General features: G+C 70.1%; 10 protein-coding genes. 3 read left to right on the forward strand and 7 right to left on the reverse strand.

The genetic code is table 11. From position 1 onward, the window contains the following. Positions 1 to 277 precede the first annotated feature (277 nt). Positions 278 to 1,579: a trypsin-like serine peptidase gene (locus tag OV207_RS19955; protein ID WP_267556721.1), complete on the forward strand. Its 1,302-nt coding sequence runs from the start codon at positions 278 to 280 to the stop codon at positions 1,577 to 1,579. Between the two features lie 137 nt (positions 1,580 to 1,716). On the opposite strand, the gene OV207_RS19960 is transcribed toward OV207_RS19955, so the two are convergent. Beyond that, on the reverse strand, positions 1,717 to 4,524 hold the full coding sequence (locus tag OV207_RS19960; protein WP_267556722.1) for a hypothetical protein: 2,808 nt from the start codon (positions 4,522 to 4,524) through the stop codon (positions 1,717 to 1,719). Positions 4,525 to 4,711: 187 nt separating this feature from the next. On the opposite strand from OV207_RS19960, the gene OV207_RS19965 reads away from it, so the two are divergent. Next, entirely contained in the window at positions 4,712 to 4,981 is a 270-nt protein-coding gene (locus OV207_RS19965; protein WP_267556723.1) for a DUF2277 domain-containing protein, read from the forward strand. A gap of 1 nt (position 4,982) precedes the next feature. Here the strand turns inward: OV207_RS19965 and OV207_RS19970 are convergent, their stop codons facing one another. The 6 genes from OV207_RS19970 to OV207_RS19995 all read right to left on the reverse strand — a co-directional run bounded on the left by OV207_RS19970 (position 4,983) and on the right by OV207_RS19995 (position 11,588). After that, positions 4,983 to 6,710, reverse strand: a complete 1,728-nt coding sequence (locus OV207_RS19970; protein ID WP_267556724.1) for a CotH kinase family protein — start codon at positions 6,708 to 6,710, stop codon at positions 4,983 to 4,985. A gap of 118 nt (positions 6,711 to 6,828) precedes the next feature. Then, positions 6,829 to 7,857 (reverse strand): hypothetical protein, encoded by a 1,029-nt coding sequence (locus OV207_RS19975; protein WP_193348642.1) that lies wholly within the window; start codon positions 7,855 to 7,857, stop codon positions 6,829 to 6,831. A gap of 47 nt (positions 7,858 to 7,904) precedes the next feature. After that, positions 7,905 to 9,050 carry an AI-2E family transporter gene (locus tag OV207_RS19980; RefSeq protein ID WP_193348641.1) on the reverse strand — a complete coding sequence of 382 codons (1,146 nt, stop codon included), beginning with the start codon at positions 9,048 to 9,050 and terminating at the stop codon, positions 7,905 to 7,907. A gap of 241 nt (positions 9,051 to 9,291) precedes the next feature. Next, positions 9,292 to 9,417: an aminopeptidase gene (locus OV207_RS19985; protein WP_193348640.1), complete on the reverse strand. Its 126-nt coding sequence runs from the start codon at positions 9,415 to 9,417 to the stop codon at positions 9,292 to 9,294. Between the two features lie 56 nt (positions 9,418 to 9,473). Beyond that, the gene (locus OV207_RS19990; protein ID WP_193348981.1) at positions 9,474 to 10,868 is read right to left on the reverse strand and encodes a P1 family peptidase; all 1,395 of its coding nucleotides are present in this window, start codon (positions 10,866 to 10,868) and stop codon (positions 9,474 to 9,476) included. Between the two features lie 45 nt (positions 10,869 to 10,913). Continuing rightward, positions 10,914 to 11,588: a TetR/AcrR family transcriptional regulator gene (locus OV207_RS19995; protein WP_267556725.1), complete on the reverse strand. Its 675-nt coding sequence runs from the start codon at positions 11,586 to 11,588 to the stop codon at positions 10,914 to 10,916. A 178-nt stretch (positions 11,589 to 11,766) separates the two neighbouring features. On the opposite strand from OV207_RS19995, the gene OV207_RS20000 reads away from it, so the two are divergent. Further along, positions 11,767 to 13,194 (forward strand): carotenoid oxygenase family protein, encoded by a 1,428-nt coding sequence (locus OV207_RS20000; RefSeq protein ID WP_267556726.1) that lies wholly within the window; start codon positions 11,767 to 11,769, stop codon positions 13,192 to 13,194. The last annotated feature ends 2 nt before the right edge of the window (positions 13,195 to 13,196 follow it).

The raw sequence follows: 13,196 nt of genomic DNA on the forward strand, positions 1-13,196 counted from the left end.
CTCCGCGCCCGTCATGCCGTCCGTGTCCACCCGGTCCGCCACCCCTCGTGGCGGCGCGCCGTTCCCGGAACTGGGAGCGGAGTCCACTGTCGCAGGAATTGTGCACTCCCTTCACTGCGCCGCGTGTTTCATTTCCTCTCGGGCCTGAAGGGGTTCCCGGGTTCACTGTGACTCCGCGTTAAGGACACGTTGCGGAGAGTGCATGGTTGGCGCGAGCATGCGGTCCACCGCTCGCTCCCCTCGCGAGCGGTGATCACCCTCAAGGAGTGTTCAGCACATGCGAATCCCCCGGACTTCCGGCTGTAGGACGCTGCTCGGAACGCTGCTGTGTACCCTCTCGCTCGCCGCCTGCGGCCCGGCCCCGGAGGCCGAGCCCACCGCCAACGCTCCCATGGGTGAGGAGAAGCAGCCCGTCGTCTATGGAACCGACAACCGCACGGACGTGTACGCGCACGCGAACGCCACGCTGCGCGCCCGCGCTCAGCAGTCCACCGTCGCGCTGATGAACCCGTCGGACTTCAACACGACCAACCCCAACAACGTCACCTTCAACGCGTCCACGCTGCGCTCCGCGTACAACCTCTGCACCTCCGAGCGCTTCCTGGACGACCCGACCCCTGCCTTCTGCTCCGGCACGCTCATCGACGACGACCTGGTGCTCACGGCGGGCCACTGCATCACCAGCGCGGCCGCCTGCAGCAGCACGCGCTTCGTCTTCAACTTCTACCGCACCGCCGCCGGCACCCTGCAGACGGTGACGACCGCGGACATCTTCTCCTGCCAGTCGATCGTCACGCGCCAGCAGTCCACGGTGGGCGGGCGCAACCTGGACTTCGCCGTCGTCCGGCTGGACCGACCGGCCGCCCCGCGCTTCACGCCCGCCCCCATTCGCGCGGGCGGCGCCGCGCTGGCCGCGGGCACCAACGTGACGGTCATCGGTTCGGGCAGCGGCATTCCCTTCAAGATCGACTCGGGCGGCTCGGTGCGTGACGCGCGCTCGGGCACGCTGGACTACTTCGTGGCCACCACGGACACGTTCGGCGGCAACTCGGGCTCGGGCGTGTACGAGAACAACGGCTACACCGTGGCCGGCATCCTGGTGCGCGGCGAGACCGACTACAAGACCAGCGGGAGCTGCAGCGTCGTCAACACCTGCACGGAGACGGGCTGCCGCGGCGAGGACATCACCTACGTGCGGCCGGCCATCGACGAGTACTGCGCGGTGGCGACCAGCACGCGCCTGTGCGCGGGCTACCCGCCGCCCCCGACGCCGGTGACGTTCACCTTCACCGCCTCCAACACCAACAGCGCCAACCAGAACACCGTCAACCGCAACGTCACCCTGGCCGCCGGGCAGACCCTCAAGTTCGGCACCTGCACGGTGCCGGGCTCCTCCGGCACGGGTGACACGTACCTGCGCCTGTACAACGGCGCCACCCAGGTGGCCTCGAACGACGACGCCTGCGGCACGCTGTCCTACGTGAGCTTCAAGGCCACGACGGCGGCCACCTACCAGATCCGCGCCGGCTGCTACTCCGGCGGGACCTGTAGCGGAACGGTGTCGTACACCGTCCAGTAGTCCCAGCAGGACCGGCACGGGCGGTGGCGTCCGTCACCGCCCGCGCCGGGCTCGAGTCCGTTGAAGGATGGCCTTGAGGGTCATCCGCGCGGGATCGGGCGCCACACCTCTTCTCCAGCCTCGTGAGGGGTTGGAGCTCAGCCTCCCCAGGTCTTGCACCACGCGATCCGCAGGGAGGCCAGGGCGTGGGGTGAGTCGACCGTCACGGTCTGCGTCCTGGGCGGCACGGCGGTCAGTGCCGTCAGCGGCGCTTCGAGCGCGGTGACCGCCTGCGTCTCCGCCGTACCGGCCTTGCCCAGGAAGGGGAGCTGCACCGTGAGCTGGGTGGCGTCGCTGTTGCGCTTCTCGGTGCGCAGCACGAGGCTGCTGGGAATCGCTCCGCTCGTCGTTCCGCAGCCCGTGGGGTAGCCCCCTTGGGCGCCCGGCGCCTGCACCCGCGCCACGCGGATCATCACGTCCTGCTGCTCCACGGGCGTCCCGGCGTTCGTCGCCGTCACCCGGCCCAGCGAGGCCGTCTCCGCCAACGCGGCGCCCTGCGCCTCCCGTCCCGTGATGAGCCGCGCCTCCAGCCGTGTCGTGACCGACAGGGCGTCCTTCAAGGGCGTGACCATCTGGGGACTGCCCCCGACGTACGCCGGGGGCGCCAGCACGTACTCCTGGAGATGGGTGCCGGAGTCGCTGCCCGACGCGCCCCGTCCACCAGCGGGCGTGTTGCGCAGCACGACGCCGAGCAGGACACCCTCGCTGTCCAGCGTCCAGGCCGGGATGCCGTGGTGGTAGATGCCGCCCATCGGCTGGCTCGCCTGCTGGAGGCAGGGAATCACATAGTCATGGGTGGCGACGAAGGTCGTCCCCGGCCAGTTCGGCACCGGCAGGACGTCCTGCTGGAGATGGGGCGTGCCATAACTGAGCGTCTGGGGCGTGGCACCGCTGGCGTTCACCATGGGGAACGCCACCACGACCGACATGTTGGAGGGCGAGGCCCCCGTCAGCCGCATCCGGAGGAACCGCTCTCCCGCCACCAGCGAGTATTCGAGCGTGAAGGTGTGGCCGCTGTGCTGCTCCGTCACCACCGCCTGCAAGCGGGAGCGCAGGGGCCCCTGCTCCAGCCACCGGGCCTCGCCCCCCACGAAGTTCGCCGAGGTGCTCTGGCTGAACACCCCATGGTTGGGATGCGTGCCCGAGCAGCTGATCGGCTCATTGCCAAACTGATAGATGTTGCCGGTGTCGTCGTAGAACCGGAGCTGGTTGCCAATGGCGCCGTTCGGGAACAGGCTGTGTGTCTGGCCATCCACCTTGTATGAGAACTGGCTGATGCCCCACCCGTTCGCCTGGGAGAGGGTCGCGCTGATCAGCTCGTTCGAGAGCGTCACCGTGTCCCCGATGGGCTGGGGCGGGGGGACGATGGGGCCGGGGATGGGCAGGGTGGAGAGGTAGACCGTCTCGTAGCCCGCGCTCGGAGGGGCGGTCATCACCAGGATGTTCCCTTCCGCGGACCGCTGGATGGGCACTGTGCCCCGACTTGTCCTCGCGCTCCGCACGAGGCTCGCGCGGTCATCTCCCGCCGGGAAGGCCACCTCCGCCAGCCGACCCTGGGCCCGCTCGAAGCCGAGCGTGTTGCAGACGACGACGGGGAACCCCTCGTCCTGGGTCGCGGCAATCCCCTGCGCCAGCAGCTCCATCGCCTGGCTCAAGGTGGCCGTGGCCACCGCCCTGCCCTGCTGGCTGAGCGGCAGCTGTTCGCCGTAGTAGGTGGAGTCCGGGGAGGTCCCCGTCACGAAGTCGTGATGCGAGCTGGGGGCGAGCACCTCCCAACCGTTCCAGATGGAGGCGTCGAGGGCATCCAGGGCGGAGGACGCATAGGCGCCGCTCGTGCGGAGGAGCGCGCTGATGAACTCCGCGGACATCAGCGCGCGCGCCGCCGCGTACTGGTTCGTCTTCAGCGCGGGGCGGCTGGCGAAGTAGCCCGTCCAGTAGTTCTGCGCGTTGAGCGGCGCATTCACGGGGAGCGTGCCACCCGCCTGGAGCACGGCTTCCATGTATGTCTTCCAGGTCCCCGTCGTCCCCGGGACACCGTTGTCGTTGCCGTAGGTGCTGTTGTAGCTGTTCGTCACGTCCACCCAGTTGAGCGGCTGTCCCGACAGGGTCGTGATGGAGGGCGTGGCGAAGTCGACCCCCACCGGGATGAAGCGGAGGTTGTTCGGCCAGCCCGTCTTGTAGGTCTGCACGAAGCTGTTCACCGTCTGGGCATTGCTGGCGGCACCTGAAAGGCTCAGATAGCCCACCGTGCCGTAGGTGTCGGGCATGTAGAGCGCGGTGATGTTCGAGCCATCTCCCGCCTGCCATTGGAAGACGAGGCCGCTGGCGTTCAGCTGCGCCGCGATGGAGGGGCCCGGCGGATCAATGGGCGCGGCACAGGGAGAGCCCTGCGGAGACCCTGGCACCCGGGAGAGCCCGGCCGTGATGAGGCCCATGGCGCTCAGCACCACCGGGAGCTGTGGATCATGTCCGAAGTCGTCCGGCAGCCACGCGGAGTCGTACAGGTTCCCCGACAGCCCGACCGCCTTCGCCCACGCCCGCCCCACCAGATAGTTGCGGATGAAGAGCTCGCCGTCGCAGACGAGGTTGTCCGGAGAGGTGATGCCGCCGCCCATCAGACAGAAGGCATCCCCTGCCGCGGCGAAGGCCGCGATGCCCGCCGGGTTGTCCCGCGCGTAGCGCTGGAGGTAGCCCACCTCCGTCACGGAGAACGTGAAGCCGATCTTCTTCGCGAAGAGCGCGCCAGCGGCGTTGAAGATGTTCTGGACCGTGTCGCGACCGTTGCTGGAGCCCTGCGCCTGATTGTTGGAGGCGTAGTACTGGTCGAACGTGTAGATCCAATCCCAGTCGATGTGGGTCGTCGGGCAGATGAGGATGCCCTGGGTGAAGGGCTTCGCGGCGGTCATGGGGGGTTCCTCCCGGAGAGGAGAGGCCCCTTGTGCAAGGTGGAGGCCGGGTGTCCCGTGGGAGACGGTCGCCTGGAAAGGCCGCTCACGCCCGGAGGCGGCACCCCGGCCGCGCGTCATGCCAGCAAGCGGCCGCGTCAGGCACGGACGCAGGCGGGAAGCGCCACGGGCGGTCTAGACTTGGCGCATGTGCCGGAACATCAAGCCCCTGTTCAACTTCGCGCCCCCCGCCACCGACGACGACGTCCGCGCGGCGGCGCTCCAGTTCGTCCGGAAGATCGCCGGCACGCGCAAGCCGTCCAAGCAGAACACGGACGCCTTCGACGTGGCCGTCGAGGAGATCTACCAGAGCTCGAAGCGCATGCTCGACGGGCTGGTGGCCACCACGCCGCCCAGGGACCGGGCGAAGTTCGAGGCCCTCAAGAAGCTGCGCTTCAAGAGGGCCGACGCCCGCTGAGTCAGGGCAGCTGCGTCTGGAACGCCGTCCAGCGCGTGTGGACCCACTGGCGCAGGTAGTCCACCTCCTGGGCGTGCGTCGTGAAGTCCTGGCGCATGTGCCACAGGGGGAAGTTGCCGTGGCCGATGGTGCCCATCTTCCCGAACTCCCGGTACTCGGTGCCCCAGCGCGCCTCGTTGCGCTGGGCGTTGGGGCCCATCTCCGCCACGTACTGGTCGATGAGCGCCTGCACCGCGGCCTCGCTCACCTCGTTCTTCAGCGCCTGGCCGTAGCGCTCCCGCAGGGGCGTGGCGAGCGCGGGCTCCGCGAGCATCCGCTTGAAGAGGAGGTTGTCGGACGCGTAGGTGCTGCGCGTCGTGGCGCTGGTGCGCGTGGTGTCGTAGTTCTGCCCGAAGCTCGCATCCAGGTCCCAGGGGATGAAGCGCCACGGGCCGCCCGCCACCGGATCATAGGCGTGGTAGGAGTTCTTCGCCTGTGAGTCATTGCCCAGGATGAGCGTATTGAAGATCCACCAGTCCTCGTAGTCGCGCGCGCGGACCTTCGTGCCGAACTCCTGGCGGAAGGCCTCCGGGCTGGAGTCCGCGACCCAGGCGACGAAGGCGTCCACCGTGTCGAACGCGTGGGCCTGTCCCTCCTCGGGGGTGCCTTCGTCCTTCTCCAGCCCCTCGTGCAGGTGCGCCTTGGGCTGGCCGTCGCGGCGGACGCGGGAGAAGTTGGCGTTGGCGTCCACCGCCTTGAAGAGGTCGGCGTCCTTGTCGATGCCGTTCCACCCCATCAGGCGCTTGTCCACGTGGTCCGCGGCCGTGTAGAGGCCCCGGTAGGCATTGTTCGCGTACACCACCACGCTGAAGGTGCGGATGCGCACGGCCCCCGGAGACAACCTGCTCCACAGGTCGAACGCGAGCCGCGAGCGCAGGTAGGAGTTGTCATTGAAGTTGGTGATCAACACCACCCGCTTGCGATCCTTGAAGCCGTCACCGAAGACGGGCTCCGAGAACAGGTCGTCCTCCGCGAACTTGAACGTCATGCTGCGCTTGGGGAACACGCTGGAGGTGGCCCCGCGGTACTTCGCCTCCATCGTGTAGCGGTGTCCCCGGTAGACGACCTCCGCGGGCCGGTACTCGCCGGCGGTGAGGCCGATGTCCTTGTTGAAGAACAGGTGCACCACCGGCAGGCCGTACTCCTCCGTGTAGGCCTCGGGTTTTTGGATCTCGACCCTGCCCGGCGCCGCGTGGTTGTCGGCCACGCCCACCTTCAGCGTGCCCGTCTCGCCGGTGGTGCGCTCCTCCAGCGTGAGCATCCACACCGCGCCCTGGTCCAGCGCGGGCGTCCAGCGCAGCGTCGCGGTGGCCTCGTCGAAGGTCGCGCCCGGCGGCAGGTTCTTCACCCCGAAGCGCAGCGCGGGCGACGTGTGGGCCGTCGCGCACCGCACCTGCGCGGTGAGGGCCTCCCCCTCCAGCACCCAGCGCGTGTCGCCCGCCGTGGGCCCGCACACCTGGGAGATGGGCCCCGCGTCCGGCGCCCCCGTGCCCGCATCCTGCGCGCCAGCCCCGGCATCCGGCAGGCCCGCGTCGGCCTGGGGCAAGGTGCCCCCGTCGGTGGCGGCCCCGGAGGGGTTCTCGTCGGGTCGGGGGTCCGGAAGCGGCTGCGCGTCACCGCCGCCACACGCCACCAGCCCCAGGCAGGCCACACCCAGAAGACCGCGCTTCAGCCATCGCGTTGCTCGCACCGGGACAAGCCCCCCTTGGGTACGGCCCGGACTGGACCGTGGGGGCAAGGGGTAGGCATCCCGGCGGCGCGAGACACCTGCCCACCGGGGAGGTGTTCCACGCCTGACAGCCTGGATGTCAGTAGGTCGCGGTCAAGCCGACGTGCAGGCTGGAGTACGTCTCCTCGGCGACTCCACCCTGCGTCCACCCCGTGCGCGTGCCCGCGCCGGAGAAGCGGTCCCGGAAGTGCGCCAGGCGGAAGGCCACCTCGTAGCCGAACGGACCCCAGACGTCCCCTGACGCGCCCAGCTCCGCGCTCCAGCCGAAGCTGGACACCGACGTGCCGAAGTCGCTGATCTCCTGCGCCCGCCGCCCACCGTCCGCCTCCGGCGAGCGCCCCGGCTTCGGCGACAGCAGCAACCCACCGGACGCGTCCAGGCGCACGGAGCTGAAGAGCGGCACCGACAGGTCCACCGCCACCGACGGGAACACGCGGTGCGTGCCGGTCAGCGGGTTGTCCACCGCCTCCTCCACGTCGAAGGCGCGCGTCTGGAGCCCCGCGCGCGCGCCCACGTAGCCCTGCTGGGGCCGCGTGGTGCCGAAGCGGAAGTAGAAGCGGTACAGCGCCTGCGCGGTGAAGGCCGTGTCGGTGGCGGACACCTCGCGCACCGGCGTCTGGCCTCCGTCCCCGGTGAGCGTCACGTCCGACGAGGAGTAGCCCCGCTGCGCCCCCAGTTGCAGCCCCAGGCCGCGCAGGGCCGACGAATCGCTCCGCGCCAGGGGGAGGACCTCCAGCTCCAGCGCCAGCCCCAGGTACGGCCGCGGCGAGGAGAAGTCGCTCGTGTCGCCCACCTGCTCGTCCTCCGGGAGCCGCTCGAACGCGCCGCACCCCTCGACACCGGGCCGCGCGCAGTAGCGCCGCCACGTCGCGGTCAGCGCCAGGTTCAGCCGCAGCCAGGTGGGCGCGCCTACCTCCGGCTCCATGCGCTTGCCGTTCCCCGAGTCCAGCCGCAGCGACAGGGACGCCGGGGCCCGGGCCGGGCCGGACGGGAAGGAGGTCAACGCCCGCGATTCAGAGGCCGCCGCGGTCGGGGCCGTCAGGGCTCCGACGAGGGCCAGGGTCCACAGCAGCCCCGAAGGGACCCTCGCGCTTCCGGTGGTCGTCATGCCCGGGCAGGTTCACCCAGCCCGGGGGCGAAGTCCAGGCGTGGCGCTCAGGCGTTCATCGCATGACCGACGCTCGCCGCGGAGGGCACCTGGGAGGGCTCCAGGGACAGCGACGGCGAGGAGTCCTCCTGCCGCGCCGGCTGCGCCTCCTGCGTCCGACCCAGGAAGTCACGACGGTAGATGCGCACCATGGCCATGAAGATGGACGCGATGAGCGGGCCCACCAGCAAGCCCATCATCCCGAACACCGCCAGCCCGCCGAACATGGACAGGAAGACGAGCAGCGGGTGCAGCGCCATGCGCGAGCCGCACAGCCGGGGCCGGATGACGTTGTCGATGCTGCCCACCAGGAAGGTGCCCCAGGCGAGCAGGAACACCCCTTCGCTCACCCGGTTCGCCGCGATGAGGATGACGCCGATGGGGCCCCAGACGAGCGCCGTGCCGCCCACCGGCACCAGCGCCACCAGCACCATGGCCGCGCCCCAGACGCCCGCATGCGGCACCCCGGCGATGAGCAGGCCCAGGAAGCCCACCGCGCCCTGCACCAGCGCGGTGATGGTGTTGCCGTAGATGATGGCGTACGCGACGTCGGTGAACTCGTGGGAGAAGGCGTCGAAGTAGCGGCGCTCCAGCGGCAGCAGCTTCGCCACCTCGTTCACCAGCCGGCGGCCGTCCAGGAAGAAGTAGTACATGGCCACCGTCATCAGGAACATGTTGACGAGCAGCTCCGTGCCGGCGCCCACCACGTCCGCGAGCAGGCCCGCGCTGCCGGACACCACCGTCATCAACAGGCGCTCCGTCTCCGAGCTCTCCGGGTCGAAGTGCACGTAGCGGCTCAGGCCCCGGGGCAGCGACTCCAGCAGGTGGTGGCGCAGGTCCACCTGATCCAACAGGTCCTGCGCCTGGCCGACGAACTGGAGGATTTCGCGGGCCACCATCCAGCCCACGAGCGCCAGGGGCGCCAGGATGAGCAGGAACACCGCCAGCGTGGACAGGCCGGCCGTCAGGGACTTGCGCCCCGGGAGCCGGTGACTCAAGGCGTCCTGGATGGGCATGAACAGGACGACCAGGAAGCCGCCCAGCAGCACCGGCATCATGAACGGCAGCAAGATGCGCGAAAACAGGATCAACGCGACGGCGAAGAGCCCCGCGAAGATGAAATTGGACCACCGCTTCGTATCGCCCGCCGTCACCGCCCCACCCCGTCCCCCAGAGCCACCGCACGCAACCTAGGAACGGAATTTCCCGCCCGGAAGCCTGCTCCACCCCCACGGGGATTCCCACCCCCGACTAGTGGACGTTTGCGCGCCGGAGCCCGTCAGGGGGCTTCCACGGCGGACGCTCACGGAGAGACGACAGCGCGCCCTTGACGCGCCCCTTCACGGCGACCCGGCGGTGAGCCAGGGCCGCCGGGAGCGGCGCCCAGGGCGATGACTACTTCTTCTTGCCTTCGGTGGCGGCGGCGGCCTTGGCGGCTTCCTTCTGCTTCTTGATCCGCTTCCGCCAGTGCTGGCGGATCTTCATCTGCACGCGGCGGTGCTTGCTCTTGCTGTTGGCCATGTGGGTGGCTCCTGGGGCTCCGGAATGGAGTAAAGGGGGGCTTACCTATCAGAAGCCTACGGGCTCCCGGAAGAGGAACCCTCGGGGTCGTCGGGGCCCGGGGGGACATTTCCCCGGGAATCCGGCATGAGAGGCCCTTCCCGGTCGGCTTCCGGCCCGGGTTCGTTCGGGGCGGGCCGGGTGGGGAATGGGATGCCCTCCGCGCCGCGCACGTTGGTGGGCAGGGCGGACGACACCGTCACCTCCCCCTCCCGGTCCTCGTCGCTGGGGCGCTCCTTGGAGGCCGGCGCGCTCGTCTGGTGGGGGCGCTTCTTCACCGAGGCGAAGATGGGCCGGCAGGCGTCCACGAAGCGGCGGACCTCGTCCAGGGGCAGCGCGGGGGAGTAGTTGTCGTTCACGCCCGTCATCGGCGTGGCCATGCACATGGCGTTGAGGATGGCCTCCTCGGTGGCCTCCATCACCGCCTCGTAGAGGGGGTCCAGGCGCTGATCCAGGAGGATCTTCATCTTGTAGACCATCTTCTGCGTGCGCCGCGGGATGATGTTCGCGGTGGAGAAGCCCACCACGATCTCCCCGGAGCCGTGCGCCGCGTAGCTGCCCACCCGCCCGATGCCCAGGCCCACGCGCTTGCAGAGGCGGTTGATCTGGTGGCTCAGGAGGGGGGCGTCGGTGGCGACCACGGCGATGATGGAGCCGTAGGACTTGCCCCGGTGGGGGGTGTTCTTGAACTTCTCCGCCAGCACCTCGCCCACCGGCAGGCCGCCCACGCGCAGGTTGTGCATCTTGCCGAAGTTGGACATCACCAGCACGCCCAGCGTGTAGCCGCCCAGCACCTCCGGCAGCTTGCGCGACGACGTGCCGATGCCGCCCTTGAAGTCGCACGTCACCATGCCGGTGCCGCCGCCGACGTTGCCCTCGCGCACCGGGCCGGTGGCCGCGTTGTTGATGGCCTCCAGGACGTGCTCCTGGCGCACGTGGCGTCCGGAGATGTCGTTGAGCCATGAATCGTCGCACTCGCCCACCACGGGGATGATGACGTCGTGCTCGTCGCCGATGCCCGGGTAGCGCTGCACCAGGTAGCGGGCCACGCCGTCGGACACCGCGCCCACCGCCATGGTGTTGGTGAGCAGGATGGGCGTTTCGATGAGCCCCCACTCCATGAGCTGCGTCATGCCGGAGACTTCGCCCGCGCCGTTGAGCACGAAGCCGCCCCCGCTCATGCGGTCCATGAAGATGTTGCCCAGGTTGGGCAGGATGGCGGTGACGCCGGTGCGCACCGGGCCGTGGCCAGGCCGCAGGGGGCCCTCGCCCTGGATGATGGTGGAGTGCCCCACGAGCACCCCCTCCACGTCGGTGATCGCGTTGAACTTTCCCGGCTTGAAGCGCCCCAGCGGGAGTCCCAGCTCCCGCGCCCGGACCCTCGGCCCCGTTTCTTCCGGTATCCGCACCATGGCGCCGACCGTACCCGACAATCCCCGACGGTCAACCCCGCGTCCCTACCGACCGTCGCTGTTTCCGTCCGCGCCCGCGCGCGCAAGGCCGGTGATCAGCAGGCGCGTCTGCACGACGGCGAGCGCCTCCGCGGCCTCCAGCCCCTGGACGGCCTCCTCCAACTGCCGGTCCACGAACAGCGACGCGAGCCCATGCACCAGCGACCACGCGGTGAGCGTCAGGGCCCGCGCATCCCCGCCCCGCAGCAGGCCCGCCGCCTGGCCGGAAGCGATGCAGTCCACCAGCAACGTGAACGCATTCGGCCCTGCCTCCGGGCCCGCCTCCGGCTTCAGGGGGTGCTGGAAGTGCGGCCCGAACATCACCCGGAAGTGCGGCGGGTGGCGCACCGCGAAGAGCACGTAGGCCACGCCCGCGGCGCACAGCTGCTCCAGCGGGCCGTCCGGCGCGGAGTCCATGCGCTCGCGCATCTCCCGCCCCATGGTGCGGAAGCCCTCGCGCGCCACCGCCTCCAGCAGCGCCTCCTTGTCCGCGAAGTGCCGGTAGGGCGCCGCGTGCGTGACGCCCGCCCGCCGGGCCACCTCCCGGAGCGACAGCGCCCCGAAGCCCTCCTCGGTGATGAGCACCACCGCCGCGTCCACCAGCGCCTGGCGCAGGTCCCCGTGGTGGTAGGGCTTCTCCGCCGGCGTCGCCTTCAAGGTCCGCTTGCTCCGCGTCGCCACCGTCCGTGCCTCCTGCCGCGCGCCCCGTCCGGAAACTAGCCCTCCAGGGCCCGAAGTTGCCAGCGTCAACATCCATGTTGACAGCGACAACATGCAATGTTTACCGTGTCTACATGCTGAAGGGGCACGGGGGTGTCCCCAGCTTTGGGCACGCACCAAGAAGAAGAGGGGCTCCACCATGACGACCGCGATGAAGCAGACGACGTCCTCTCCGGCTCCGGGCTGGCACCGGGCCTTCCGCACGCTTCCCCGCCAGCACGGCTTCGAGCCGCTGCGGGTGGAGGGTCAGGTGCCCGAAGGGCTCCGGGGGTCGCTGTACCGGGTGGGGCCGTGGACGTTCGAGGTCCACGGCCAGCCCTACCAGCACTGGTTCGACGGGGACGGCGGGATGCTGGGCGTGCGCTTCGGGCCGGAGGGCGTGACGGGCGCCGCGCGGCTGCTGGACACGCCCGGCATGGTGGCCGAGCGCGCGGCGAAGGCCCCGCGCTACGGCGCCTACGGCACGCCCACGCCGCTGTGGCACAAGCTGCGCAATGCGCAGAAGAACTCCGCCAACACGTCGGTGATGGCGTGGAACGGCAAGCTGTACGCGCTCTTCGAGGCGGACAAGCCGGTGGAGGTGTCCATGGACGACCTGTCCACCGTGGGCGAGTCGGACCTGGAGGGCGTGGTGGTGGGCAGCTTCTCCGCGCACCCGCACCGCGTGCCGTCGCGCAAGACGTCCTACAACTTCGGCATCCAGTACGGCCGGGAGACGACGGCGGAGTTGTACGCGCTGCCGGACGGGGGCAAGGCGCGGCGGATGGGCGCCGTGACGCTGCCGGGCGCGACGATGGTGCACGACTTCATCGCCACGGACCGCTACCTCGTCTTCTTCCTGGCCCCGCTGCGGCTCAACATCTTCCGCATGCTGCTGCGGCTGGGCTCGTATTCGGACAACCTGCGGTGGAAGCCGGACGCGGGCACGCAGGTGCTGGTGGTCCCCATCGACGACGTGGCGCACCCGGTGCGCATCCCCGCGGAGGCCTTCTACCTCTGGCACTTCGCCAACGCGCACGAGCAGGGCGACACGCTGGTGGTGGACTACGTGCACTACCCCGACTTCACGACGAACCAGTGGCTGGGGGACCTGATGCGCGGCGGCACCGAGCTGGAGGCCCGGGGGAGGCTGCACCGGGCCATGGTGGACGTGAAGGCAGGCACCTTCCGCACCGAGCGTCTTTCGGATGTGAGCTGCGAGTTCCCCCGCGTGGCCCCCGGCGTGGTGGGCCGGGCGCACCAGACGCTGTACCTGGGCGGGCACTCCACCCAGGAGGCCCGGCGGGGGCTGTTCGATTCGGTGATGCGCTACGACGTGGGGACGGGCCGCATGACCCAGGCCGTGATGGGCGAGGGGCAGTACCCCTCCGAGCCTGTCTTCGTCCCCCGCCCCGGCGCCAGCGCGGAGGACGACGGCTGGGTGCTCACGCAGGTCTACGACGCGAAGGCGGACGCGTCCCACGTCGCGGTGCTGGACGCGCGGAGGCTGGAGGACGGGCCCGTGGCGCGGTGCCACTTCGACCACGCCCTGCCCCCCACCTTCCACGGCGGCTTCGCGCCCGCGTGAGC

This window comes from Corallococcus sp. BB11-1, assembly GCF_026626625.1.
GTDB lineage: Bacteria > Myxococcota > Myxococcia > Myxococcales > Myxococcaceae > Corallococcus > Corallococcus soli.